This window comes from Streptosporangium heterodermiicola, assembly GCF_051390675.1.
In the GTDB taxonomy this organism is placed as follows: domain Bacteria; phylum Actinomycetota; class Actinomycetes; order Streptosporangiales; family Streptosporangiaceae; genus Streptosporangium.
Genome location: NZ_JBPJSR010000005.1, coordinates 235,239 through 260,765 on the forward strand (window position 1 = coordinate 235,239; position 25,527 = coordinate 260,765).

Consider the following 25,527-nt stretch of genomic DNA (forward strand, 5'->3'; position numbering starts at 1 on the left):
TGATCACTCGATATGGTGGGCGCTGCTCTTCTCCGGCCCGGTCAAGGAGATCGTGGATGCGCATTCTGGGAGTTCTCGCCGCCGTCGCCCTGCTCTGCGCGGGCTGCGGCGAGCAGGTCGCCACGCCTCATCCGGCCGGGCACAGTCCCGGCGCGGTTCCGAGCGCCGAGGGGATCCGCCTCGCCGGAGGCGGCACGTTCACCGGTCCAGCGCCGCGCGCCTCCGCCATCGTCTACGACACCGCGCTGGTGCCGCCCGGAGCCTCGGCGCAGGTCACCGTGGAGTCGGGAGCGGTGCTCGCCACCGCCAGGCTCATCGCCAAGGGCATGCTCCACAGCCGCACGTACGGGGCGCACCTGCACGTCAACGCGTGCGGTTTCAAACCGGAGGACGCCGGGCCGCACTACCAGCACTCCCACACCCGGGCGAACGCGGAGAACGAGGTCTGGCTCGACTTCACCACCGACATCCGGGGCGACGCCATCGCCACCACCACCCAGGACTGGGCGCTCGTCCCCGGCCGGCTGCCCAGGTCGCTCGTGATCCACGCCAAGCCGACCCTCACCACCGGCGCCGAGGCCGGCAGTGCCGGCCCCCGCGTCGCCTGCGTCACCCTCACCGAACGCTAGCCCCGGCAGCGGGCCCCGATGCCGGGGCCGCGACCTCACCGGCCGCGATGCCCCGATCCGCATCGGCCGTCCGAGTCTCGCGTCGGATCCCGGGCATCGGCTCCGTCGGACCCTGAACGATCGGGGTCCCTGCCGGATCCCGACGCCGGGCCGCGTGTTCCTCGATCAGGAGTGGCCGGCGGGGATGGTGCCGAGGCGACCTGCCTGGTAGTCCTCGAACGCCTTCGCCAGCTCCGCCTGGGTGTTCATCACGAACGGCCCGTAGTGCGCGACCGGCTCGCCGATCGGGCGCCCGCCGAGCACGATGACCTCCAGGTTGGGGCTGCGGCTCTCCTGGGTGCCGGCCGCCGACAGCGTGATGGTCTCGCCGTCGGTGCCCAGCCCGGGAAGGCTGCCGAAACCGTCGAAGACGGCCAGCTGGCCCGACTCGATCGGCTGCCGGTCGCCGCCGGCGGTGCCGCGTCCCGACAGGACGTACGCGAGCGCGTTGAAATCCTTGCGCCAGGGGAGCGTCAGCCGGGAACCGGGGCTGAGGGAGGCGTGCAGCAGGGTGATCGGCGTCCGGGTGGAGCCGGGGCCGGTGAACTCGCCGACCTCGCCCGCGATGAGACGGACCAGCGCCCCGCCGTCGTGGCTGCTGAGCAGGACGACGTTGGTCCTGCCGATGTCCTGATACTTCGGCGCGACCATCTTCTCGCTGCCCGGCAGGTTGACCCAGAGCTGGATCCCGTGGAACAGGCCGCCCTTCTGGACCAGCCACTCCGGGGGAGCCTCCTTGTGCAGGATGCCGCCGCCGGCCGTCATCCACTGGGTGTCGCCGTCGGAGATCGTGCCGCCGCCGCCGTGCGAGTCGGCGTGGTCCATCACGCCGTCGATCATGTAGGTGACGGTCTCGAAGCCCCGGTGCGGGTGCCAGGGGGTGCCCTTGGGCTCGCCCGGCGCGTAGTCGACCTCGCCCATCTGGTCCATCATGATGAACGGGTCGAGATACTGGGATTTGATCGTCGCGAGTGCCTTGCGGACCGGGAAGCCCTCTCCCTCGAATCCGCTCGGTGCGGTGGTGACGGCCAGCACCTGGCGCTCGCGGGTCGCGTTCAGCGGCTGCGGCAGGCGGGGCAGGGTCAGCGGGTTCTCCACGGTCACGGCCGGCATTGCGGTTTCCTTCCTACGATGTTCGCCGGTGATAACTCAGTTGATGTTTCAACTATTCCATGACGGATGAGGCCGTGGCAACGAAGTGCCACGGCCTCGACGGTGAAGGCCGCCCGCCCGCCTTCCCGGCCACCCGTCCGGGCGGGGCCACCTGCCGGCGACCGTTCACCGCCCCGCGAGGAGAGCCACCTCCCGGCGGCCGTTTCCCGCCGTCCCCCGGAAGGGCCGCTCCCCGCTGGTCGTTTCCCGCCGCTCCCGGACGGGACTACTTTCCGCTGGCCAGCGCGAAGCCGCCCCGGCTCAGGGAGATCAGCTCGGGGGTCGTGGCCCGCTCGTCCAGGGCACCGGCGGGATCGCTGGTCAGCACGGTCACGACGTGGGTCCGCCCCCCGGCCGAGCGGGCCAGGTACGACAGGTCGAGGACCCCCGTCTCGGAACCGCCCTTGGCCCAGACCAGCGGCCACTTCCTCTTGTCGAGCCCGAGACCGAGTTCGTTGGCCGACATCACCGCGCTCACCCGCTTGCCGCCCAGCTTGAGGAGCCCGGCGTAGGCGCGGCAGACGTCGCGGGGCGAGCCGAACCACTCCAGCGTGTCGATCTCCCTGGGCTTCTCCCAGAGCACGATGTCCGACAGCGACTGCCTGGCGACCGTGTCCTTCAGGTAGGCGCGCTTGCCGGCGGTGTCGAGCGCCAGGTAGGCGCCTGCCTGCGCGGGGTGGTTCACGCCCTTGAGCAGGAAGACCTCGCGCGTGGTGAGGAAGGGGATGTTCCGCTCGGGATGGCCCGACCACCGCCGTACCGTGGCCTCCACGGCCTTGCGGCCGACCGCGTGGATCAGGAGGTCGGTGGCGGTGTTGTCGCTGATCGAGATCATCAGCTTGGCGGCCTCCTCGACCGTGGTGGCGCTGCCGTCGGGACGGCCCGTCAGCCCGTCCTCGCCCAGGCTCTTCCACTCGGGCTTGATCGTGAGCTTGGTGTTCCAGCGCAGCTCGCCGTCGCGGATCCTCTCGGCCACGGCGCCCAGCACGTACAGCTTGAAGATCGAGCCCAGCGGCCGGACCGTGTCCGGCGCCACGGCGTGCGCGACGTCGCACCTGCCCCGCGCGTCGATCTCGGCGGCGAGGAAGCCCACCCGGGGCGCGACCTCGCGGAGCCGGGCGTCGAGCTTCTTCCAGCTCCTGGGAGCGGCGGGCACGGAGGGCTCGGGAGGCGTCAGCCCGAGCAGGTTGATCTTCCCGTCGCCGTCCACACCGAGCTGCAGGGTGAACGGCTGCTCGCCGATCGCCCCGGTCCCGGCCAGCGCGGACGGCGTCTCCTTGGTCAGCTTCTTCAGGCGGAACCCCTTCGACGCCTTGAGGAAGGCGTTGACGCCGTTGACCGTGAGCGACGAGAGGTAGCCGGAGCTGAAACGCTCCTTGAGCTCGCTCTCCGCCAGCGGTGCCCGGTCCGGCGCGCCGAGGAACCAGCGCAGCTGCCGGCCGGCGGCGCTGTCCGGGATCTCCGGCCCGGCGAAAGGTCTCCCCGCCGTGACCGTCCCTCCCGTGACGACCGTCCCTCCCGTGACCGTACCCCCTGTGACCGCCCTGGCCGTGGCCCGCTCGGCTGTGATCGCCGACGCGGGGACGGCCGGCGGCAGGGTCACCGCCGGCACGGCCGTGACGGCGACGGCGAGGGCCAGCAGGCGCTTCGATCGGAACGGCAACCGCATGAGATGCTCCTTCGGGATGTTCTCCGGCGTCGCGGCCACCTCCCCGATGGCCCCCATCCGAAACTAGAAAGCGCTCCCGGCCCGCGACACCCGGCGGTCCTCCGTCTCGCGGGTGCGGCGAACCGCACCGGATGTGCGGACAACCCCCTGGACGCCGGAGCCCGCGGCAGGTCACCCTACGTCCCATGACGTCCACGGCCCCCCGAACCGTTCCGGCACCCGCGCCACCGCCGGGCTCGCCGGGTCCGTCGAGTCCGTCGGCGTCCGCCCCGGTCCGCGCCCTCGCGGTGTCCATGGCCGCGGTGTCGGTGACCGGGATGGTCGCGGGCGGCCTGCTGGAGGCCGGTATGCCCGCGCCGTTCAGCCAGTGGCTGTTCATCGTGGCCTGCGCGATCCTGCCCTCGGTCGGCCTGCTCATCGCGGTCAGGCGCCCCGACAACCCCTACGGCTGGCTGCTGCTGGTCACCGCCGTCTGCCTCGGTCTCGGCTGCCTCGGCGTGGGCGTCCTGGTGACGTACGGCGACGCCCACGGCCCCCTCGCCGTGACCGGTGCGCTGCTGACCTCGCTGTTCTCCGGCTTCTACGGCCTGAGCTGGGTGTTCGTCCCGCTGATCTTCCCTGACGGCAGGCTGCCCTCGCCGCGCTGGCGTCCGGTCGCCTGGATCGCGGGGGTGGCGATCCTCCTGCACTGGCTGGGGGTCCTGCTGAGCCCCGACGAGGTCTACGCCTCGGCCTTCCCGTACGGCAACCCGCTGGGGCTCGAAGGCGTGGCCGGGCTGCTCGCCGCCTCGGTGGGCGGGTTCGGGCAGGTGGCGGTCTTCCTCGTGGCGCTGTCGGTGCTCGCCTCCCTCGTACTGCGCCTGCGGCGGGGCACCCTCGTCGAGCGGCGCCGCCTCCGCTGGATGATCCTCGGGGTGGTGGCCGCCCTGGGCGGCTCCGTGGTGACGATGATCTTCGGGCAGGGTGGCCAGGCGGTGAGCTGGGTCGGCGTCGTGACGGCGGTGGCCGCGCTGCCCGCGGTGATCGCGACCGTCGTGTTCCGCCACAACCTGTTCGACATCAGGGTGGCGGTCAGGGGCTCCAGGGTCTTCCTCGTCTTCGACCTCAGGCCGACGGTGGACGAGCTCCTGACGGAGCTCGGTCCTGGCCTGGAGGAGGCGGACCCCGTGGAACAGCTGGGAAGGCTGGCGGAGGCCGTACGGACGGGGCTGGAGACGCGGTGGGCCGCCGTGACGCTCGCGGACGGCACGCGGGTGGTGGCGGGCGAGGAGGAGGGCGAGGCGGTGCTCACCGTCCCGGCGGGGCTGGGGCACATCGCCTGCGGCCCCAAGGTCGCGGGACGCGTCAACGCCGAGGACCGCAGGCTGCTCGGCTCGCTCGCGGTGCCGATCGGGCTGGCGATCCAGAGCGCGGGGCTGGCGGCGCGCCTGGTCAACGCGCAGGAGGCCGAGCGGCGGCGGATCGAGCGCAACATCCACGACGGGGTGCAACAGCAGCTCGTCGCGCTGATCGCGGGGCTGGAGCTGGCCCGCGCCACCGGCGGCGGTCCCGGCAGTCTGGCACTCCTGCGCGAGCAGGCCCGCCAGACCCTCACCGACCTGCGGGAACTGGCGGCGGGCATCCACCCGTCCGTGCTCAGCCAGGGCGGCCTGGCGGAGGCGGTCGAGGAGCGGTGCTCGCGGCTGCCGGTGACCACGGTCGTGACGGCCGATCAGGCGCTGCGTTCGCGGCGCTTCCCCGACGAGATCGAGGGAGCCCTGTACTTCACGGTCAGCGAGGCCGTCGCCAACGCGCTCAAGCACGCCGGGGCCTCCAGGATCGAGGTGCGGCTGGCCTGGTCCGGCGGGCGCCTGCGGGCCACGGTCTCCGACGACGGCAGGGGGTTCGAACGGGGCGCGCCCGGCCGCGGGGGCCTGGGCGCGCTCGCCGACCGGCTGGCCGCGCTCGGCGGCGGCCTCGACGTCTCCTCGGCACCCGGCGAGGGCACCCTGGTCGGCGCCTGGGTCCCCGTGCCGGGCTGAGGGGCTGGGGCGGATCGAGGGGGCGGATCGAGGGGCGGGCCCAGGGAGGGGGTGAGCGGGTCAGCCGAAGACCGCCGGTGGGGGGACGGGGATGACCACGGCGTCACCGTCGTTCAGCGGGCGGGCTCCGGCGATGAAGTTGACGATGTCCTCGCCGTGCACGCAGCGGGCCTGGGTGAGGCCGCCCGCTGCCCTCCGGGTGAGGGAGGAGACGGGCAGGGGCACGCGGGAGGCGGCGACGATGAGGTTGCCGAAGCGGCGCCCCCGCATGACGCCGGGCTCGGCGAGCAGCACCACCTGGGGGAAGGTGCCGCGGACGGTGGCGAGCACCCGGCGGACGAAGGCGAGCCCCTTGCCGTCGGCGACGTTGATCAGCAGGGTGCCGCCCGCGCGCAGGACGCGGGCGACGTCCCCCATGTACTCGGAGGTGGCCAGGTCGAGCGGCATCGTGGCACCGCTGAAGGCGTCCAGCACGAGCAGGTCCGCCGAGGCGTCGCCGAGACCGGCGGTCGCGGTGCGGCCGTCGAGGATCCTGACCTTGAGGCGGGGCACCGACTTCAGCCGGAGCTGGTCCCTGACGAGCTGGACGAGCCCCTCGTCCGGCTCGGCGACGACCTGCCGGGACCCGGGGCGGGTCGCCGCGACGTAACGGGGCAGGGTGCAGGCGCAGCCGCCCACGTGCACGGCGTCCAGCGGGCCCTCGTCGAGGAGGTCGATGACGTCGGCCATCAGCCGGACGTACTCGAAGTCGAGGTAGGTGGCGTCGTCGAGGTCGACGTACGACTGCGGCACGCCGTCCTTGGAGACCACCCAGCCGGAGGGCCGGTCGAGGTCCTGCAGGAGGTCGACCTCGCCGAAGGTCACCGGGTATCGCCCCGGCATCGGCTCCCGCGCTTCCCGCCTGCCCATCGGTCCGGTCCCCTTTTCCCTGACATGAACCCACCTGATGTGAATCCGAGGGGGAAACCATATGCGCAGTCGCGACCGGTTGGCGTCCGTGTAGGACAGATCACAACCTACGGCTGCGTAACTTACGCTACCGTAGGTTCATGGCCCAGATCCTTGCCGAAACGTTCGCGGAGTCCGTCAAGCCCCGTCTTCGCGGCTGGTTGCACGCCGGGGCGCTGCCCGTGGCGCTCGTCGCGGGATTCGTCCTCGTCGCGCTGGGACCCACCCTGGAGGCGAGGGGCGCCGCCGCGATCTACGCGATCACCTCGGGTCTGCTCTTCGGCATCTCGGCCACCTACCACCGCGGGACGCTCTCCCCGCGCTCGGAGGAGGTGCTCCGGCGCCTCGACCACGCCAACATCTACCTGATCATCGCGGGCACCTACACCCCGTTCGCGCTGCTCGCCCTGGACGGGCCGGCCAGCGCGGTGGTGCTCGGCGTGATCTGGACCGGCGCGATCGCGGGGGTCCTGTTCCGGGTGCTGTGGACCGGTGCTCCCCGCTGGCTCTCGACCGCGCTCTACATCGCCCTCGGCTGGACCGCCGTCTTCGTGCTGCCCCAGCTCGTCGAGGGCGCGGGGGTGGCCGCGGTGGTCCTGCTCTTCCTCGGCGGGGTGCTCTACACGGTGGGCGGGGTCGTGTACGGCACGCGCCGGCCCGACCCCTCCCCCCGCTGGTTCGGCTTCCACGAGGTCTTCCACGCCTTCACCGTCGCCGCCTACCTGGCGCAGTACGTGGCGGTCTCGCTGGTGGTCTACGCGGCTGTGTGACGTGACGCGGCTACGTGACGGACGCGGCTGTGTGACGTGACGCGGTTGTGCGACGGGGGCGCTCAGCTCGCGGCGAGGGCGAGGCGGCGGGTCGCGAGCTCGGCGTAGAGCGCGGCCCCGTCGGGCAGCACCGCGTCGTCGAACCTCGCCTCGGGGGCGTGGTTGTAGGCGGCCCTGCCCGGATCGAGGTCCGCGGGGCAGGCGCCGAGCGCCACGAAGGCCGACGGCACCTGGTCGCAGACGAACGAGAAGTCCTCGGAGCCGGTGAACGGCTGGGGAGCCTCGACGAAGCGCCGCTCGCCGTAGACCTCGCGAATGGCCGAACCCGCGAAGCGGGCCTCGGCGCCGTTGTTGACCGTGACCGGGTAGCTCACCTCGTAGTCGGCGTCCACCTCCAGCCCGTGCGCCGCCGCGATGCCCTTCACCAGGGTCACCGCCCGCTCCTGGATCCGCGCGTGCGCGGCGGAGGAGAACGACCGGATCGTGGCCTCGAAGCGGGCCTCCTCGGGGATCACGTTGTCGGCGCTGCCCGCGTGGAAGCTGCCGACGGTGACGACCACGGGGTCGAACACGTCGAACCCGCGCGTCACCATGGTCTGCAGCGCGGTGACCATCTCGCACGCCGCGGGGATGGGGTCCTTGGCACGGTGCGGGGAGGCGCCGTGGCCCCCGGTGCCGCGTACGGTCACGGTGAACCGGTCCGCGGCGGCCATGATCGGGCCGCTCCTGGTCACGAAGACGCCCTGGGGGAGTATCGAGCTGATCACGTGCAGGGCGTAGGCCGCGACCGGGCGCTCGCCCGTCACGTCCAGCACGCCCTCGTCGATCATGATCTTCGCGCCGCCGGGGCCCTCCTCGCCGGGCTGGAACATGAAGATCACGTTCCCCGCGAGCCGGTCGCGTCCGGCGGCCAGCAGGTGTGCCGCGCCCGCCAGCATGGTGGTGTGCAGGTCGTGGCCGCAGGCGTGCATCCGCCCGGCCAGCCGCGAGGTGACCGCCGCGTCGCCCCGCTCGGTGACCGGCAGGGCGTCCATGTCGCCCCTGAGCAGCACGGTCGGACCCGGCAGGGAGCCGCGCAGCACGGCGGTGATCGAGCTCAGGCCCTCGCCGAGCCGTACCTCCAGGGGCAGGCCCGACAGCGCCGTCAGCACCTTCTCCTGCGTGCGCGGCAGGTCGAGGCCGAGTTCCGGTTCCCGGTGCAGGGCGTGCCGGAGGCGGACCAGCTCGTCCCGCATGTCGGCTGCGGATTCGCGAAGGGACATCGGTCTTCCTCCTGGCGGTTGTACTGCCTTATCGCACGATAGGCCGATTTGACCGGCTTGTGGGCTCGGGAAGGGCGATCTTCGGGAACGGGAAGGGGCATCCGGGGAGGGCGGGCCGCGCGGCCCCGGCGCCCGGAATCCCGCGTCCCGGCCGCGCGAGGGCAAGAAAATCTTCATGAGAATCGAATTCAATGCGAAATGTATCCGTGTAGATGGGTCAATGACGGGGGATCATCTTCTCGGATCACCGTGGAGGGGACATGGACGTTCATGGCCGTCTCGCCCGTCATCTGCTCGTCGACGGTTACCGGCTCGTGCTGGATCTCGAACGGAGCCGGGGTTCCCGTCTCGTCGACGCCCACACCGGCCGAAGTTATCTGGACTTCTACACCTTCTTCGCCTCGGCGCCCCTCGGGGTGAACCCGTTCGACGACGATCCGGAGTTCCTGGCGCTGCTCGGCAGGGTCGCCGCGAACAAGCCCTCCAACTCCGATCTCTACACCACCCACCTGGCCGACTTCGCCGAGACGTTCGCCCGGGTGCTCGGCGACCCCGAGCTGCCGCACCTGTTCTTCGTGGAAGGCGGCGCCCTCGCCGTGGAGAACGCGCTGAAGTGCGCCTTCGACTGGAAGAGCGGCCTCAACGCGTCGCGGGGGCGCTCCCCGGAGCTCGGCACCAAGGTGCTCCACCTCACCCGGGCCTTCCACGGCCGCAGCGGCTACACGCTCTCGCTGACGAACACCGACCCGATCAAGACCGACCGCTTCCCGAAGTTCGACTGGCCCAGGATCGAGGTGCCCGCGATCCACCTCGGCGACGTCGAGGAGGCCGAGGAGAGGTCCCTGGCCGCGGCGCGGGCGGCCTTCGAGCGCCACCCCCACGACATCGCCTGCTTCATCGCCGAGCCCATCCAGGGCGAGGGCGGCGACAACCACATGCGGGCGGAGTTCCTGCTCGCGATGGAACGGCTCTGCCACGAGTACGACGCCCTCCTCGTCATGGACGAGGTGCAGACCGGCGCGGGGACCAGCGGCACCCCCTGGGCGTACCAGCAACTGGGCCTGCGCCCCGACGTCGTGGCCTTCGCCAAGAAGGTGCAGGTGGGCGGGATCATGGCGGGCCGCAGGGTCGACACGGTGCCCGGCAACGTGTTCCAGGTCAGCGGCAGGATCAACTCCACCTGGGGTGGCGGGCTGGTCGACATGGTCAGGTCCCGCCGGATCCTGGAGATCGTGGAGCGCGACGGCCTGATCCCGCGCGCGGGCAGGCTCGGCGCCGAGCTCCTCGCGACGCTGCGGGAGATCCAGGAGAGCTTCCCCGGCCTCGCGGAGAACGTACGCGGGCGCGGCCTGATGTGCGCCTTCGACTTGCCTGACGCGGTGGAGCGCGACCTCCTGGTCGCCCGCCTGCGGGAGGAGGAGGGCGTGCTGGTCCTGCCCTGCGGCGAGCGGTCGGTACGGTTGCGCCCGGCGCTCTCGATCACCCCGGAGGAGCTGGCGGAGGGCACGTCCGCCATCGCCCGCGCCCTGGAGGCCTCCCGCTGCCTGCGCCTCCCCGCCTAGCGGTACGGGACCCCCGGGCCGGGCGGTGCCGAAGATCCTCCCGCCTCGCGGTGCCGGGGCCCTCACGCCCGGCGGTGCCGGGGATCCTCCCGCCCTGCGGTGCCGGGGTCCTCGCGTCCGGCGGCACGGGGTACCCCGGCTCAGCGGTGCCGGAGGTCCTCGCGTCCGGCGACACCGGGGTTCCTTCCGCCTCGCGGCACCGGGCCTCCTCGCGTCGGCGGCGCTGGTAGTGCCGCTAGTAGTGCTGGGTCTCCTCGCCGGCCGCCCGTTCCAGCCACAGGCCGATCGCGGTGACCCGCGAGTCGACGCCGAGCTTGGCGTAGATCCGGTTCACATGGTTCTTCACGGTCTTCTCGCTCAGGAACAGGTGCTGGGCGATCTGCCCGTTGGAGCGACCCGTCGCGATCAGTTCCATGACCTCGGTCTCACGCCTGCTCAGACCCGTCACGACTCTGGGCTCTGCGTCGAACGGGGCATCGTCGACTCTCATCCGGCCTCCGTGGCTGCAACACGGTCAGGTCGCCGAAACCCCCGATACTAACGGCGTAGCGATAGCAGCGAGCATAACCTGCAATATCCACTTTTGGGGGGTAATGAGGTCGGAAATGAAGAACGACCGGTCCCTGGGGACCGGCCGTTCTCGTGGGGTGAGTGAGGGGACTTGAACCCCCGGCATCTAGGACCACAACCTAGCGCTCTGCCAACTGAGCTACACCCACCATCGCCGCCGCAGCAGCACATGAAAAGTGTAGCGGTCTTTGGGAGTCGTTTCGTACCGGGTTTCTCGTGAAACGCTCAAGCTCCGCGCGTGGACACGCCCTCGGCCAGTTCCCTGGCGGTGGCGGAGTCGGGGCCCGGCTGGGACACGAAGACCGCCGCGCGGTAGTAGCGCAGCTCCCTGATGCTCTCGACGATGTCGGCCAGTGCCCGATGGCCGCCCTGCTTCTCCGGCGAGGCGAAGTAGACCCGGGGGTACCAGCGCCTGGCCAGCTCCTTCACCGAGGAGACGTCGATCATCCGGTAGTGCAGGAACGCGTCCACGGCCGGCATGTCGCGGGAGAGGAACGACCGGTCGGTGGAGATGGAGTTGCCGCACAGGGGTGCCTTCTTCGGCTCCCGGATGTGGCTCCTGATGTATTCGAGCACCATGGACTCGGCCTCGGCCAGCGTGACACCGCCCTCCAGCGCGTCCAGCAGGCCGGAGGCGGTGTGCATCCCTCGCACCACCTCCGACATCTGCTCAAGGGACTCGGGCGGGGGCTTGATGACCACGTCCACCCCCTCGTCGAGCTGGTTCAGCTCGCCGTCGGTGACCACGCAGGCCACCTCGACAAGCGCGTCACGTCCAAGGTCGAGCCCGGTCATCTCACAGTCGATCCAGACCAGCAGGTCACTCATAGCCCTCAGGGTAGTACTCACTTCACGGGAGCTTGAATGACTTGATCACCTTGTCTGCTACGGATATGTCGAGATTGTCCGGTACGGAGATGTAGGCCAGCGCCGGGCGGGTGTTCTCGCCCCGGTCGACGATCAGGAACGCGGCCCGCTCCCGCTTCCACTTCCAGCCGTTGGCCTCGGCCTGCTCGGAGAAGTCCAGGTCGAAGACGAACAGCCAGGCGTCCTTGCCGCTGACCTTGACGGCCTTGTCCTCGACGATCTTCCGGCTGTGCGGGGGAGTGTAGAAGGCGGGCTCAACGACCTGCAGCAGCGTCGCGGCGACCGAACGCATGCTGCCGACGCCCTGGTAGCCGTACTGGTCGGGAAGCTCGCCGGTCAGCACGTTGCCGAGCCAGTTGCCGCCCCTGCCGTCGAAGTTCTCCTGGGCGACGGCGACGGCCGCGCTGGACCAGACGAACCCGAGCCCGCCGCCGACACTGGGCGGCACCTCCCACGGCCCACCGGGCATCTCGTACGACAGGCCGGTCACCGGGTCCGTGACGCGCCCGTCGACGGACTTGGGCGGAGCGCTCCCCGAGGGCGCGGGCGTCGTCCCGGGGGTCGGCTCCTGACTGGGCTCCTGGGACGCGGTGGGAGGCGGTGTCGAGACGCCGGTGGGCTCGCCCGCGGTGTTCCCGCGGTCGGGGTTGATCAGGTACATCGCGGCGACCACGATCACGACGATCAGGATCAGCACGCCACCGCCGCCCAGGATCCACGGGAGGGGGCCGCTCTTGCGCGGCGGCGGCCCGGACGGGTAGCCGTCGTACGGGGGGAGGGGCATCTGCGCCGTGTGGCTGTTCGGCGGCCCGCCCCAGTGCGGCTGTCCCGCACCCGGCGCCTGCCCGGGCTGCTGGTGCGCGGACGGAGAGGACCACTGACCGGAGGGGCCTGAGGGGCCTGAGGGACCGGTGGGGCCGGAGGGGAAGGCGCCCGAGGGGCCGGGCCCGTGGGGGCCCTCCTGCGTGGGACGCGGGCCCGTCTGCTGAGGGCCGGGCCCGGCCGGGTGCGGACCTGTCCGCTGGGGGCCGGGTCCGGCGGAGTGCGGCTGGAGGGAGGGGCCGGTCTGCGGTCCCTGCGCCGTGCCCTGCCCCGTGGGAGCGTCCGTCTGATGGGTGGCGTCGGTCCACTCGTTGCCGTCCCACCACCGCAACAGCGGTGAGCCGTAGGGGTCGGGATACCAACCGGAGGGGGTCTGCGTGGTCATGGCCGCCAGAGTAGTAAGAACGGCTTTGTGCCGCATTGTGGACCTTGGTGATCACTCATGAACATTTGTAGGTGAAGGTGGCCCTGTCCTGGATCTTCTTCCCCTTGGGGACCGGGGAGAGCACCACCAGGGTGGCGGTCCCCTTGAAACTTCCCTCGCCCTTGACCGTCCACTCCAGGCTCACCTCGTGCGAGGTCTCACCGGACGCGACCTGGTCGGTCTGCGCGATCGGCTCCTTGCGGTCGCTCCGCTTCCACTGGTAGCGGACCTCACCGCCCGCGCCGTTGGTGGACAGCACACCGGTGATCTTGACCGTCGTGTCGCACGCCTGCGCCTTCCTCGGGGCGCTGACGTCCGCCTTCGTCACCTCCAGCGGCGTCGCCGGGCTCCGGAACAACCAGATCGCCAGCGCGGCCACGACCATCAGCGCGAGGATCGCCGAGGCGAGGACCGTACGGCCGCGCCTGCGCCGCGCACGGGGAGCCGCGGCGGCGGCGAGCCTGCCGCCCGGCAACTCGGTCTGCTGCTGGTCCCGCCCGGCCCGCCACAGCTGGGCGGCCGTGGTCTCCGACGGCACCCCGGGACCGAACCGCATGACCACGTCCTCCGGCCGGCGCTCGCCGCCCCCCGGGGGATGTGGATCACTCTGCCTCGGGACGTGCAGCAGCGTGACGATCTCCCCCTCGTCGGGGGCGGGACGTACGGGCGCCGGATGCCCGCCCAGGGTGGGCGCCTCGTGTCCCGGCCACCGGTGCAGGGTCTCCACGAGCCTGTCGCGGGTGGTGAACCCGGAAGGAAGGACGTCGCGCCCGGCGAGCAGCGCGTCGCGCGCGGGAGCGAGCCCCCTGATGGAGGCCGTCGCCGCCACCCTCTCCAGCAGCCCGGCGGCCCCGCGGTCGGCCGACGCCCAGGTCGCGGCGAGCCCCCGGGCGAGCGACGCCCAGGCCGCCACGTCGCGCTCCGGCGCGGGAGGGCGGCCGAACAGGGCGTCGGCCAGCCCGCGCTTCGCGAGCAGCGCCGACCCGTCGGAGGCGATCACCACGGTGCCCGGGTGGAGCTCCCCGTGGGCGAGCCCGGAGGCGTGCACGGCCAGCAGCGCCTGCGCGGTCTCCACCAGGACGGTGGCCGCGCTGCCCGCGTCGGGCCGGGGCGACCCGGGCGGGCCGGACGACAGCAGGTCGCCCACCGTCGGGCCGACCGGCTCCGAGGTGATCAGCCAGACCTCGTCCCCGGCCGTGATGAGGTCGGCGACCGGGACCAGCCCGGTCGTGCCGCCCTGCGCGAGCCTGCGGTCGGCGATCACGGCCGCGACCAGCCGCTCGCGCGCCGAGGGATCGGCGACCAGCCGAGGGTCGAACCTGAGCGCGCTCCCCGGCCGCCCGTCTGCCGCGACGGCCGACGACCAGATCCCCAGGTCGTCCGCCCAGGTGCGACCGGTCAGCCGGAACCCGGCGAAGCCTCCCCCGGTGCTCATATCGCGATCGTTCCCCCGTCTACCGGCGTTTCCGGTGCCGTCCCGCCATGCCGCGCTTGACGGCCAGTGTGAACGGTACGGCACCACTCGTCACCAGGCCCAGCGCGAGGAACGCGGCGGGGGCGGTCTCCACGGGCGGCAGGGGCGAGGAGGTGAGGGTCGGCGGCGGACTGGTGTCCGGCGTCTCGGAAGGCGTCTCCGTAGGCGGATCCGTCGGCCTGGTGGGGGTGGACGTCGGCCGGGTCGGGGTGGACGTGGGCCGGGTGGGGGCGGCGGTCGGCCGGGTCGGGGTGGCGGACGGCCGGGTCGGGGTGGGCGACGGCGGCCTGGTCGTGGGGCGGCCGGGGTCGCGGGGGCCGTCCAGGGTGGAGTTGCTCTCCGGGGTGGGGGGCGGGGTCGGCGGCCGCGTCGGCTTCCTCGTCGGCCGCGCGGTGGGCCTCCTGGTGGGCGTCACCGACGGCGTGGGCGTGGCGGCCGCCGACGTCGCGGTGGGCGCCACGGGCGGGAGGCCCGAGGTGGCGGTGGTGCTCGGGGTCGGCGCCGGCGTGGACGGGGCCGCGGACGGCGGCTCCTCCACCGGCTCGTCGGTCTCGTCGGTCTCATCGCCGGGGACGAGCGTCTCCAGCGGGTCCGAGGGGGTCGGGCTCTGCGAGGTGACGGAACTCTGCGACTGGATCTCCGTGGGGTCGCCCGAGCCGACCAGCACCGCGGTCAGCCCGCCGATCACCGCGATACAGCCGACACCGACGAGGATCTTGACGCTCAGCCTGCTGACCGAGGAGGTCTTCTCCCAGCCGTCACCGCCGATACCGCCGTCACCGCCGAGCTCTGTCATGGCCAGCGAGGTGTCGGCCCCGGGGACGGGGGCGTCCAGCGGGAACATCGCGGCCAGCAGCCCGGCGATCCCGGCCAGGCGGCGCCGGCCGCGCTCCTGCCATTCGGGGCCGTACGCGTCGGCGGCCACCGCCTCCAGCTCGGTGAGGAAGGCGCTGGCGGTCGGCGGCCGGTCGGCGGGGTGCTTGGCCAGGCCGCGCTCGACCAGCCCCTGCAGGGCGGCGGGCACCTCCTCGACCGGCGGGGGCATGACCTGGTGCTGGCGGGCCAGCGCGGCGATGTTCGTGGCCCGGAAGGGGCGGGTGCCGGTCAGGCACTCGAAGAACACGACGGTGGCGGCGTAGACGTCGGTGGCGGGCCCGGCGGGGCCGCCCACCCACTGCTCGGGGGCCATGTAGGGCGGCGTGCCCGCGGGGGTGTCGCCGTCGCCGGAGCGGACCGCGATTCCGAAGTCGACGAGCTTGCTCCTCCCGTCGGCCTCCACCATCACGTTCTCGGGCTTGAAGTCGCGGTGCACCACACCCGCCGAGTGCGCGGAGGCCAGTCCCAGCAGCGAGCCCTTGAGCACGAGCAGCGCGGCCTCGGGGCCGGTCGGGCCCTCCGAGCGCAGCAGTGCCCGCAGGGCGACGCCGTTGACCAGTTCCATGACGATGGCCGCGCCGTCGCCGGTCTCGATGTAGTCGTACAGCCGGACGGAGTGCGGGCTGCTCAGGGTGTTGAGCACCCGTGCCTCGTGACGGAAGCGCGCCACGAACCCGACGTCGTTCCTGAGCTCGTCGGACAGGTACTTGATCGCCACCAGGACGTCGTCGGCGTCGTGCCGGGCCATCACCACACGCCCGGCCGCACCGGCGCCCAACTCGCGGATCTCGGTGTATCCGGGAACTCGCCAGGCCGATGCCGTGCCGTACATACGGTCTCCTCAGTTGTCTGGGCCCCCACCCATAACAGACGGACCGTAGCCTAGCGATAGATAGCTGCATTCCGCTCATTAACCGTGAATCGGTCTCACGGTATGGAGTTGATCAGTGGTTATCCGCTATGGGCGGCCTGATCCCCCTGGCGGGAAGGTGTGGCCGGAACACCGATCTCCGGTCCTGCGCCGCGGATGGCCGCCGGTCTCGCGGTGGCCCGCGCGGTGCGGCCGACCGTCGCCTCGGGGCCTGGGCGCGCGGTGCGGGTGGGGCGGGTGGCCGTCGCCTCAGGGGCGGGGCGCGTGGTGCGGGTGGCCGTCGGCCTCGGGGTGGGCTTCCGCGTGGGCCTGGAGGTGGGTGCGGTGGTGGGCTTGGCGGTGGGTTTGGAGGTGGGTTTGGAGGTGGGCGCGGCGGTCCTGGTCGCCGTCGGGACCGGCCTCGGGGTGCGCGTCGGCCCGGCGCACGGGGAGGTCTCACCGCTCGCGCCGCTCGTACGGCCCGAGGGGAGCCCGGTCACCACCACGTTCCAGGCGGCCCCGCACCCCACCCGGGGAAAGCCGAACCTGACCGTACGCGAGTAGCTCGTCGCGCCAGACAGCGGCACGACCGTCCTCCGCACGGCCCGGCCGGCGCGGAAGACCACGCGCAGGCGTACCTGCCGGGCGTTCGCCGTGTCGACGGAGACCGACACCAGGGCCGCGCCCCGCGCGTTCACACCGGCCCGCACCACCTCCACCCGGCGCACCCCCACCCCGGGCGGCGCGGTGGAGGGACCGGTCGTCGGCGTCGGCGGGGAGGACGTCTGCGGGGAGGACGTCTGCGGGGAGGACGGTGGCGAGGAGGACGGTGGCGGGGTCGGCGGCGTCGGGGGAGAGGAGGACGACGTGGGTGTCGGGCCGCCGGGCGCGGCGGTGGGTGGAGCGCTCGTCCCCCCGGAGGCGGGGCCGGACGGCGAGGCCGGTCCCGCGGTGGGACCGGGAGGCGAAACGGGTCCCGCGGACGCGGGAGGGGAGAGGGCTGCGGAGGAGGGCGCGGGCAGGGACGGCGGCGCCTGGCCCCGCGTACCGGGGGAGGGGGGCGGGGGCGGCGCCGCGGCGACCACGTCGATCACGCGAGGCCGCTCGGGCGCTCCCGAGGCGAGGGCGTACACGCCCGCGCCGCCCGCGATCAGCATCACCCCCGCGGCGCCCGCCGCCACCCCGGCGGACTTCGACCGCAGCGTGCCCAGCACCGTCCTGAACAGCGTGGTCCCGGCCACCGGTCCGGGGCCGCCGGGCGGGAACAGCAGGGGAAGCAGCGCCACCAGGGCGGCGAGCCCGGCCCGCCCGCGCTCCTCCCACTCCTCCCCGTATCCCGCGACCGCGACGCTCTCCAGCTCCGCCAGGAACTCCGCGGCGGTGGCCGGCCGGTCGGCGGGCCGCTTGGCCATGCCTTTCGCGACCAGCGGCCTGACCGGCTCGGGGACCTCGTCCACCGGGATCGGCGCGGTCATGTGCTGGTGCATCAGCACCAGCCGCTCACCGGAGGGGTACGGGCGGTGCCCGGCCAGGCACTCGAAGAAGACCGCCGTCGCGGCGTAGACGTCGGAGGAGGGGGAGGCGGGGGCGCCCGCCCACTGCTCGGGGGCCATGTAGGGCGGGGTGCCCGCGGCCCGGCCGCCCTCTCCCGCCCGCACGGCGATGCCGAAGTCGACCAGCTTGCTGGTGCCGGTGGTCTCGACGAGCACGTTCTCCGGCTTGTAGTCGCGGTGCACCAGCCCGGTCCGGTGGGCGGTGGCCAGCCCCGACAGCGAGCCCTTGAGCACGGTCAGCGCCGCCTCGGGCCCCGTCGAGCCGTGCTCGCGCAGCAGCGCGCGCAGGGAGACGCCGTTGACGGCCTCCATCACGATGGCGGCGCCGCCGGGCACCTCCACGTATTCGTACAGCCGGGTCACGTTCTCGTCGGCCAGCTCGACCAGGAGCCTGGCCTCCTCGCGGAAGCGGGCGAGGAAGGCCTGGTCGTCCCTGAGCCACCCGGCCAGGTATTTGATCGCCACCTGGGTGCCCGACTCGTCGTGACGGGCGAGGACCACCCGCCCGCCGCCGCCCGCGCCGAGTTCGCGCAGCTCGGTGTAGCCGGGGGGTGTCCAGCCGATGGCCGTCATGGCCGCCTCCATGGTCCGGGGCCGGATAGGGGCCTCGTCATGGAGACGCGCGGTACGTGGAACGGGTTGGCCGGAAAGGCCTACCGAACGGGCATGGTTCGCGACGCGATGTGCTCGGGCACGGCCAGGTCCCAGGTCAGCGCGGGATCGGGCTCCGGGGTGCCCCAGACCTGGTGGAGCGGCAGGACCCCGGCCCAGATCGGCCGGTCGTAGTCCTCCTCGTCGTCGACCGGCGGGCCCTGGCGCACCTTCACCGACGCCTCGGCCAGGGAGAGGGCGAGCACCGTGGTCGCGGCGAGCTCCCTGCGGGTGGGCTCGCGGGTGGCGTCCCACTGGCCGGGGGCGAGCTGTTCGGTGATCGCCCGCAGCCCGGCCAGGCGCTCCTCGTCGTCCTCCACCCGGCGGGGACGGCCGTAGACCATGGCGGAACGGTAGTTGAGCGAGTGGTGGAAGGACGAGCGGGCCAGCACGACGCCGTCCACGTGGGTCACCGTGACGCAGACCTCGTCCGCGGCGCGCAGGGAGGTCGCGCCGGTGGAGCCGTGCAGATAGAGGGTGTCGCCGATCCTGCCGTACCCGGTGGGGATCACCATGGGGGAGCCGCCGGCCAGGACGCCCAGGTGGCAGACCAGCCCGGCGTCCAGCACCGCGTACAGGTCCTCGCGGGAGGCCCGGCCCCTGTCCTTCGCGCGGTTGAGGGTGGTGCGGGGAGTCGTGGAGAGCATGGTATTAACCTAGGGAGAAGTGGATATCGGGAACACGTCCACTTTCACGTGCTTACAGGAGACCACTTTGCCGCGTCCGTCCGTCGACCTGCCCGTATCGGTGGACCGCGAGACCGGTACGGCGCTCGCCGTCCAGCTCGGCGACCGGCTCAGGGACGCCATGCGCGGCGGCGCCCTCTCCTCGGGGGAACGCCTGCCCTCCACCCGGGCCCTCGCCCGCCAGCTCGCGGTCAGCCGCACCGTCGTCACGGAGGCCTACCAGCAGCTGTACGCGGAGGGCTGGCTCGAAGGGCGGCACGGCTCGGGCACCTACGTGGCCGACATGGCGGTTCCCACCGGGATTCCCGTTCCCGCGCCGCTGCTCGTACCTCCCACGCCGGTCAGGGAGAACGGGCGCGGGGTGATCGACCTGCGTCCCGGGCGGCCGTGGGTCCACGACTACGACAGGGCGGCCTGGCGCAGGGCCTGGCGGGGGGCGGCCGACCTGCCGCCGGCGAGCGATCCCGACCCCCGGGGCCTGCCGAGGCTGCGTGCCGCGCTGGCCGAGCACCTCCGCAGGACCAGGGCGATCCCCGTCGGGCCGGAGAACATCATGGTCACCCGGGGCACCGCAAACGGGCTCGACCTGGTCGCCGCGACCCTCCTGCGGCCGGGCGACCGGGCGGGCGTCGAGGAGCCCGGCTACCGCGTCGCCAGGAACGTCCTCGCCGGGCGGGGCGCCGAGCTCGTGCCCTGCCCGGTCGACGAGGACGGCGTCGTCGTCGACGGCCTCCCCTGCGACCTGCGCGTCCTGTACACCACTCCCGCCCACCAGTACCCCCTCGGCGGGCGGCTGCCCATCCCGCGCAGGGAACGCCTCCTCGCCTGGGCCCGTCGCACCGGCGCGATCGTCGTGGAGGACGACTACGACGCCGAGTTCCGCTACGACGTCGCCCCGCTGCCCGCCCTGCACGGCCTCGATCCCGGCCGGGTGGTGCTGCTGGGCAGCCTGAGCAAGGCACTGACACCGGACGTCGGCGTCGGCTGGCTGGTCGCCCGCCCGGGCTTCGTCGAGGCCCTCGCCGTGACGAGGGACGCCCTCGCCGACCGTACGAGCGGCCCGGCCCAGCAGGCGGTGGCGGTGCTCCTGGAGAACGGGGACCTGGACCGGCACCTGCGCCGGACGCGCCTGGAGTACGCGCGCCGCCGCGCCGTGATCGTCGACCTCCTCGGCTCCCGGGTCATGGGCGACACCGCGGGCCTGCACGTCATGGTGGAGCTGCCCGAGGACGCGGTCGAGCCCCTGGTGGAGGCGGCCCGCGCCAGGGGCGTGCTGCTCGACTCGATGGCCCGCCACTACTACGGGCCGAGGCTGCGGCACGGCCTGGTGATCGGCTACGGCTCCGCGTCGAGGGCCGACGTCGGGCGGGGTGTCTCGGTGGTCGCCGAACTGATCGGCTGACCGGTCACCGGGGCCGGCACGGCGAGACGGCGGGACGTGCGGTCACCGGGGCCGCCGGGAGTGGGACAGGCGGTCACCGGGTTCGCCACGAGTGGGACGTGCGGTCACCGGGGCCGTCGCGGCGGGGAAGGACCGTTCCCACGCCGCGGCGGCGAGCCGGTTCAGGCCTGCATGGACGTCCGCAGGCGGCCGTACGTCTTGAGGGCGCGGTCGGCGGTGGTGCGCAGCAGCGGGCTGGCCAGGACCGTGCCACGCGCCTTGCGCACCGGCACGCGCAGCATCCAGTGGACCCCGGCGCCGGGGCTCAGCCGGGCGATCCGGCCCTCCGCGACCTCGTACTCGCCGTTCTTGAGCTTCTCCTTGTACTCCTTCTCGCCGCGGCCCATGTCGATGACCTGGATCCCGGCCTCGGCGGCCTTCTCGGCCATGGCCAGGTGGTGGATCAGGCCGGGGGAGTATTTCGCGAAGGCGGTGTCGTAGGCGGGGAACCAGCCCGCGAGGGTGGTGCCGGTGCGCAGCCCGAAGTGCCCGGCGACCGGCTTCCCGTCCGCGTACAGCATGTCGAGGACCCCGCCGAAGTGCTCGGTGTCGGTGGCGAGGAACCGCTCGACCAGCTCCACGATCCACGGCCGGGCGAACCGGTCGGTGCGGCCGGTGCGGCGGTACTGCTCGGTCTTCCAGCCGAGCAGCGTGCGCAGCGGCGCCAGGTCGGTGGTGGCGTAGTCGTGCCGGAGCGGCCCGACGTCGCGCTGGAGCTTGCGGCTCTTGTACGCGGTCGAGCGGTAGGTCTTGCCGGAGGTGACCTTGATCGTCTCGATGTACGACTCGTGGCCGTCGCGCAGATCGATGATCGGCGAGGGATGCCTGCTGTGCCCCGGCTGGAGCAGCGGCTGCCCGGAGATCAGGTGGTCGAACTCGTAGACGGCCAGGCCGCACTCCCTGATCAGCCGTTGCGCGTCGATCTCCACGTCCTTGGCGTGGACCAGCCCCTGCGCGTCGGTCAGGCCCGCGGCGACGGGCATCCCGATTCCCATCGGGTGGCGCTCGAACGGGAAGAACCCGACCACGTCCGCCCCGTCGTGCAGCACCGCCACCCGGACGCGTTCCTGGAGCGCTCCGACGGTGACGGTGAACTCCGGCGACAGGAACGGGCTGTCGAAGGCGGGGTCGGCGCCCTGGAGGCTCCTCCATCGGTCGATGTCGGCCGGGCCGAGGTCACGGGGCTGAACAATTGAGACGCGCATGAGCTCCTACTGGGATGTGCGGGGTCCCCTACGTCATCCTGTGAAGAATGCCGTAAAGCTCAAGCATGCTGGTAGGGACGTAATGTAACGATAAAGGACGGAACCAGGGGCGGGCGGTGCCTCTCGCAACGTTTCGGGATCTCATTCGGAATCTCATCGGGGATCTCGTTGGACGACCCCGGCTGGCGCCGCTGACCAGAGTGACGTTCTAATGGGTGGCTATGAGCACCCCTGGCATCGACCGGCCGCGCCTTGTCGAATGGATCGCGGCCAATGTCCCCGGCGCCGGTGAGCCTACCGGGGTCTCCCTGATCGCGGGCGGCAGATCCAACCTGACCTACGTCGTCGAGACCCCCGGGCGCCGGCTGGTGCTGCGCCGGCCCCCGCTGGGGCACGTGCTGCCGACCGCCCACGACATGCGGCGCGAGTGGCGGGTGATCTCGGCGCTCGCGCCGACCTCGGTCCCGGTGCCCGAGCCGGTCGCCTTCTGCGACGACCAGGACGTGATCGGGGCGCCCTTCTACCTCATGGGACACGTGGACGGCGCGGCCGTGCGGACCCAGGAGGACGCCCTGGAGCTCACCCCCGCCCAGACCCGGCGGCTGTCGGAGCGGCTGGCCGAGGTGCTCGCCGCGATCCACGCGATCGACTACCGGGAGGTGGGGCTGGGGGACTTCGGGCGTCCCGAGGGATACATGGCCCGCCAGCTGGAGCGCTGGGGACAGCAGTGGGAGCGGTCGAAGACCGCCGAGCTGCCCGCGTACGACCGCCTGGTGGCCCGCCTGCGCGAGCGGCTGCCCGCGCGCTCCGCCTCGACGCTGGTCCACGGCGACTACCGGCTCGACAACACACTCGTGCGGCTCTCCCCGGACCCCGACATCCTCGCCGTCGTCGACTGGGAGATGTCCACGCTCGGCGACCCCCTGGCCGACCTCGGCCTCACCCTCACCTACTGGCAGGACCCCGGCGACGAGGAGCGCGCCTCGGTCCCGGTCGCGGCGGGCGTCACCGTGGCCCCCGGCTTCCTCACCGCCCGCGAGTTCGCCGCCCACTACGCCAAGGTCTCCGGCGCCGACCTGTCCGACCTGGACTTCTACGTGGCCTTCGGCAACTACAAGCTCGCCGTCATCGTGGAGGGCATCCACGCCAGGTTCACGCAGGGCAAGACCGTCGGCGAGGGCTTCGAGCACATCGGCGCCGCCGTCCCCACGCTCGTCGACCGGGCGCTACGGGTCCTGGGAGACTGAACCGTCCCGTGGTCCCTGGGCCGGCCGGGTGCCGGGTCCGGGACCGGGTCCTGGGCGGGAAGTCCGTAGAAGTTTCAAGCGTCATGCAAGCCGCCGCGGATACGCTTGCGACGCGGCCGGTAACGCTTGCCTGTGAAGCATGCCAGGGCACCGTCACGTCCGACGCCGCTGTGGAACGCTACATACGTTGACCTGCGAGGATCGAGGATTCGGTGATACCGACTAACGGACGGCACCAGCGACGGCGCCCGGCCTGGCCGGTCGCGCTGGGAGCGTTGGTCGTGACGGCTGCACTCGTGGTCGGCATCATCGCATATGCCGCCAAGCCGGACGTTCCGCGCGGACAAACCATGACGATGGCCCCGACGGAGGCGGCACCCGTGCTGGCCGCGCCCCCCGCCGTCCACGAGTGGCCGCGCTGGGGCATCACCCACACGGAGTTCAGCGCCGACAACGAGGGCGGCGAGGTCACCGAGGCCGCCTCCCACATGCTCAGCCGGGTCCCGATGCTGCAGAACCAGCACATCATGGGCTGGGGCGCGGGCAACCCCGAGCCGGCGCCGGGCAAGAACGACTTCCGCGACCTCGACCGCCGGATCAGGTTCATGTCCGGCTCCCAGTCGATCCCGATCATCACGCTGTGCTGCTCGCCCGACTGGATGAAGGGCGGCAGCTCGGGCAGGACCGACTGGACGCAGCTGGAGACCGCGCCGAGGCCCGAGCACTTCGACGACTACGCCAGGCTCGCCGCGACCGTCGCCAGGCGCTATCCCACCGTCAAGCACTTCATGGTGTGGAACGAGCTGAAGGGTTTCTGGAACACCCCCCAGAACCGCTGGGACATCGAGGGCTACACCGAGTTCTACAACAAGGTCTACGACGCGCTGAAGGCGGTCGACAAGGACATCAAGGTCGGCGGCCCCTACGTGTCGGTCGGCAGCACCAGCACCCCGGAGCAGGGGGCGGAGATCCAGGGACCGTGGGGGAGCATCGTCCAGCGCGACCTGGAGGCGGTCAAGTACTGGATCGAGAACAAGAAGGGCGCCGACTTCATCGTCGTCGACGGCGCCTCGGTCACCAAGGAGGCCGGGGCCTTCCCCGACGAGTTCACCGCGCTGGGCAAGTTCGGCGCCCTCACCAGGTGGCTCAGGGAGAAGAGCGGCGACCTGCCGGTCTGGTGGGCCGAGTGGTACGTCGAGCCCATCAACAGCGACTGGGAGGAGGACCGCCGCATCGCCGTCCACACGGCCGCGATGATGGAGTTCGCCACCAGCGGCGTCACCACCTCGCTCTTCTGGAACCCCCAGCGCAAGTCCACCGGCGACGACCAGGCCTGCCCCGGCTGCCTGTGGCACCCGACCACCGGCGTCGAGATGCCCATGGCGGGCATCATGAGCGGCTTCACCAAGTGGTTCCCGCTCGGGATCGCGCTGGAGCCGGTGACCTCCTCCAACACGCAGGTGCGGGTCCTGGCCCAGGAGCGCCAGCTCGTGATGGTCAACACCACCGCCGCGGACGCCACCACCGTCGTCGACGGCAAGGAGTTCCAGCTGAAGCCGTACGAGGTCAGATGGAGCGAGCGCGCCGGAGCCTAGCGGCGACGTCTAGTCGAACTCGCCGTCCTTGACACCTCTGATGAAGCTGTTCCATTGACCCGGAGTGAATCTCAGGACGGGGCCGCCGGAGTTCTTGGAGTCCCGTACGGCCTGTCCTTCGCCGGGGAGCGCCGCGACCTCGACACAGTTCTGCCCCTCTGCCGAACTGAGGGAGGCCTTGCGCCACGTGAGATCGGGCTGGGTATGGTCCATGACTTTCTCCCTCATCTAAGGCTTTTGGCCAGATTTTCAATGTACGTCACTGACGCGTCCGCGCTCAGCGCGGACGCGCGGAGGTGGCCGTAGCTTTTCCGGTAATGGGCCACATCCTCGGGCTTCTCCAGAAAGAGATCACCGGCTGCGCCGACCTCCACATAGATGATGCTCGGATCCTCGGAGGTCTGGTAGTCGAGGATCGTGAACCCGCCGGTCATGGAAGTGTGCGCACCGATCGCGTCCGGGAGTATCTGGATGCCGACGTTCCCGCGTTCGGCTACCCGGCAGAGATTGTGGAGTTGGTCGCGCATGACGGCGGTGCCGCCGACCTGCTTGCGGAGTGCGGCCTCGTCGATCACCGCCCAGAAGGTCGGTGGGTCCTCGCGATCCAGGATCCGTTGACGAGCCAGGCGTGCCTCGGTCAGACGTTCGTTGTCGCCGGTTCCCATCACCTGGCCGCCCTTGAAAACCGCCATGGCGTAGTCGGCGGTTTGAAGCAGGCCGGGAATTAACGTCGCCTCGAAGGTCTGGATCTCCGTGGCCTCCCATTCCAGGCCGACGAGTGCCCCACCCAGGATGTCCTTGAACTCCTCCTCCCACCATCCACGTCGACGGCTCTCTCGTGCCAGGGTGATGATGGCCTGCCGTCTGGCCTCGTCCGTCACGCCGTAGACGTCGAGCAGGTCCATGACGTCGTTGATGGTCGGGCGTCGCCACTCGTCCCGTTCTATCCGGGTCACTTTGCTGGGTTGCCACCCAAGCCGTCGTGCGGCCTCCTTGGAGTCGAGGCCGGCGGATTCGCGGAACTGCCGCAAGGCATTGGAAAGACGCCTCCGCCTAACTGTTGGGCTGTATGCCACGTTTCATCTTCTCCTCTGCTTTTTATGGCAATTGGTACATAGCGCCTATTGGGCTTTCTTGATTTTAGGTATTGCCGTTCTGAGGTATTCGAGGTCATCATGAGGCTAGCCTTTCCGGTAACGGAGAGTGGGCGTTAT

At 71.8% G+C, this 25,527-nt stretch carries 21 protein-coding genes and 1 tRNA gene; 7 read left to right on the forward strand and 15 right to left on the reverse strand.

What is annotated here, in order from left to right:
- The first annotated feature begins 56 nt into the window (after window positions 1-56).
- A complete protein-coding gene (locus ACSC1Q_RS13405; protein ID WP_436759009.1) occupies window positions 57-629 on the forward strand; it encodes a superoxide dismutase family protein in 573 nt (190 codons plus the stop codon).
- A 165-nt stretch (window positions 630-794) separates the two neighbouring features.
- Here ACSC1Q_RS13405 and ACSC1Q_RS13410 read toward each other — a convergent pair whose 3' ends face one another.
- Window positions 795-1,781 carry a pirin family protein gene (locus ACSC1Q_RS13410; RefSeq protein WP_436759010.1) on the reverse strand — a complete coding sequence of 329 codons (987 nt, stop codon included), beginning with the start codon at window positions 1,779-1,781 and terminating at the stop codon, window positions 795-797.
- A 265-nt stretch (window positions 1,782-2,046) separates the two neighbouring features.
- On the reverse strand, window positions 2,047-3,489 hold the full coding sequence (locus ACSC1Q_RS13415; RefSeq protein WP_436759011.1) for a serine hydrolase: 1,443 nt from the start codon (window positions 3,487-3,489) through the stop codon (window positions 2,047-2,049).
- Window positions 3,490-3,674: 185 nt separating this feature from the next.
- Here ACSC1Q_RS13415 and ACSC1Q_RS13420 point away from each other — a divergent pair, with 185 nt between their 5' ends.
- Complete coding sequence (locus tag ACSC1Q_RS13420; protein WP_436759012.1) at window positions 3,675-5,510, forward strand: histidine kinase; 1,836 nt, start codon at window positions 3,675-3,677, stop codon at window positions 5,508-5,510.
- 60 nt (window positions 5,511-5,570) lie between these two features.
- On the opposite strand, the gene ACSC1Q_RS13425 is transcribed toward ACSC1Q_RS13420, so the two are convergent.
- On the reverse strand, window positions 5,571-6,419 hold the full coding sequence (locus ACSC1Q_RS13425; protein ID WP_436759013.1) for a spermidine synthase: 849 nt from the start codon (window positions 6,417-6,419) through the stop codon (window positions 5,571-5,573).
- A gap of 140 nt (window positions 6,420-6,559) precedes the next feature.
- On the opposite strand from ACSC1Q_RS13425, the gene trhA reads away from it, so the two are divergent.
- Window positions 6,560-7,228 carry a PAQR family membrane homeostasis protein TrhA gene (gene trhA, locus ACSC1Q_RS13430; RefSeq protein ID WP_436759014.1) on the forward strand — a complete coding sequence of 223 codons (669 nt, stop codon included), beginning with the start codon at window positions 6,560-6,562 and terminating at the stop codon, window positions 7,226-7,228.
- 62 nt (window positions 7,229-7,290) lie between these two features.
- On the opposite strand, the gene ACSC1Q_RS13435 is transcribed toward trhA, so the two are convergent.
- Window positions 7,291-8,490 carry a M20 metallopeptidase family protein gene (locus tag ACSC1Q_RS13435; RefSeq protein WP_436759015.1) on the reverse strand — a complete coding sequence of 400 codons (1,200 nt, stop codon included), beginning with the start codon at window positions 8,488-8,490 and terminating at the stop codon, window positions 7,291-7,293.
- Window positions 8,491-8,750: 260 nt separating this feature from the next.
- Between ACSC1Q_RS13435 and lat the strand changes: the two genes are divergently transcribed.
- On the forward strand, window positions 8,751-10,052 hold the full coding sequence (gene lat / locus ACSC1Q_RS13440; protein WP_436759016.1) for an L-lysine 6-transaminase: 1,302 nt from the start codon (window positions 8,751-8,753) through the stop codon (window positions 10,050-10,052).
- Between the two features lie 235 nt (window positions 10,053-10,287).
- On the opposite strand, the gene ACSC1Q_RS13445 is transcribed toward lat, so the two are convergent.
- From ACSC1Q_RS13445 to ACSC1Q_RS13480, 8 genes are all read right to left on the reverse strand, one after another.
- Window positions 10,288-10,542, reverse strand: a complete 255-nt coding sequence (locus ACSC1Q_RS13445) for a helix-turn-helix domain-containing protein (RefSeq protein WP_436759017.1) — start codon at window positions 10,540-10,542, stop codon at window positions 10,288-10,290.
- Window positions 10,543-10,695: 153 nt separating this feature from the next.
- Window positions 10,696-10,771 (reverse strand) — tRNA-His (locus tag ACSC1Q_RS13450).
- A gap of 76 nt (window positions 10,772-10,847) precedes the next feature.
- Window positions 10,848-11,450, reverse strand: coding sequence for an oligoribonuclease (gene orn / locus ACSC1Q_RS13455; RefSeq protein ID WP_436759018.1), 603 nt, complete (start codon window positions 11,448-11,450; stop codon window positions 10,848-10,850).
- 22 nt (window positions 11,451-11,472) lie between these two features.
- The gene (locus ACSC1Q_RS13460; RefSeq protein ID WP_436759019.1) at window positions 11,473-12,696 is read right to left on the reverse strand and encodes a DUF2510 domain-containing protein; all 1,224 of its coding nucleotides are present in this window, start codon (window positions 12,694-12,696) and stop codon (window positions 11,473-11,475) included.
- A 55-nt stretch (window positions 12,697-12,751) separates the two neighbouring features.
- Window positions 12,752-14,170: a protein kinase family protein gene (locus ACSC1Q_RS13465; protein ID WP_436759020.1), complete on the reverse strand. Its 1,419-nt coding sequence runs from the start codon at window positions 14,168-14,170 to the stop codon at window positions 12,752-12,754.
- 19 nt (window positions 14,171-14,189) lie between these two features.
- Window positions 14,190-15,917 carry a serine/threonine-protein kinase gene (locus tag ACSC1Q_RS13470; protein ID WP_436759021.1) on the reverse strand — a complete coding sequence of 576 codons (1,728 nt, stop codon included), beginning with the start codon at window positions 15,915-15,917 and terminating at the stop codon, window positions 14,190-14,192.
- Between the two features lie 119 nt (window positions 15,918-16,036).
- Window positions 16,037-18,061 (reverse strand): protein kinase domain-containing protein, encoded by a 2,025-nt coding sequence (locus ACSC1Q_RS13475; RefSeq protein ID WP_436759022.1) that lies wholly within the window; start codon window positions 18,059-18,061, stop codon window positions 16,037-16,039.
- An 80-nt stretch (window positions 18,062-18,141) separates the two neighbouring features.
- Entirely contained in the window at window positions 18,142-18,786 is a 645-nt protein-coding gene (locus ACSC1Q_RS13480; RefSeq protein WP_436759023.1) for a pyridoxamine 5'-phosphate oxidase family protein, read from the reverse strand.
- Window positions 18,787-18,853: 67 nt separating this feature from the next.
- On the opposite strand from ACSC1Q_RS13480, the gene pdxR reads away from it, so the two are divergent.
- Window positions 18,854-20,227, forward strand: coding sequence for a MocR-like pyridoxine biosynthesis transcription factor PdxR (gene pdxR, locus ACSC1Q_RS13485; RefSeq protein WP_436759024.1), 1,374 nt, complete (start codon window positions 18,854-18,856; stop codon window positions 20,225-20,227).
- Between the two features lie 161 nt (window positions 20,228-20,388).
- Here pdxR and ACSC1Q_RS13490 read toward each other — a convergent pair whose 3' ends face one another.
- Window positions 20,389-21,471 (reverse strand): GNAT family N-acetyltransferase, encoded by a 1,083-nt coding sequence (locus tag ACSC1Q_RS13490; protein WP_436759025.1) that lies wholly within the window; start codon window positions 21,469-21,471, stop codon window positions 20,389-20,391.
- Window positions 21,472-21,692: 221 nt separating this feature from the next.
- Between ACSC1Q_RS13490 and ACSC1Q_RS13495 the strand changes: the two genes are divergently transcribed.
- Both ACSC1Q_RS13495 and ACSC1Q_RS13500 read left to right on the forward strand, forming a co-directional pair.
- The gene (locus tag ACSC1Q_RS13495) at window positions 21,693-22,718 is read left to right on the forward strand and encodes a phosphotransferase family protein (RefSeq protein WP_436759026.1); all 1,026 of its coding nucleotides are present in this window, start codon (window positions 21,693-21,695) and stop codon (window positions 22,716-22,718) included.
- 281 nt (window positions 22,719-22,999) lie between these two features.
- Entirely contained in the window at window positions 23,000-24,313 is a 1,314-nt protein-coding gene (locus ACSC1Q_RS13500) for a GH39 family glycosyl hydrolase (protein ID WP_436759027.1), read from the forward strand.
- Between the two features lie 9 nt (window positions 24,314-24,322).
- On the opposite strand, the gene ACSC1Q_RS13505 is transcribed toward ACSC1Q_RS13500, so the two are convergent.
- Both ACSC1Q_RS13505 and ACSC1Q_RS13510 read right to left on the reverse strand, forming a co-directional pair.
- On the reverse strand, window positions 24,323-24,526 hold the full coding sequence (locus ACSC1Q_RS13505) for a DUF397 domain-containing protein (protein ID WP_436759028.1): 204 nt from the start codon (window positions 24,524-24,526) through the stop codon (window positions 24,323-24,325).
- Between the two features lie 11 nt (window positions 24,527-24,537).
- Window positions 24,538-25,389: a helix-turn-helix domain-containing protein gene (locus ACSC1Q_RS13510; protein WP_436759029.1), complete on the reverse strand. Its 852-nt coding sequence runs from the start codon at window positions 25,387-25,389 to the stop codon at window positions 24,538-24,540.
- Window positions 25,390-25,527: the final 138 nt, after the last annotated feature.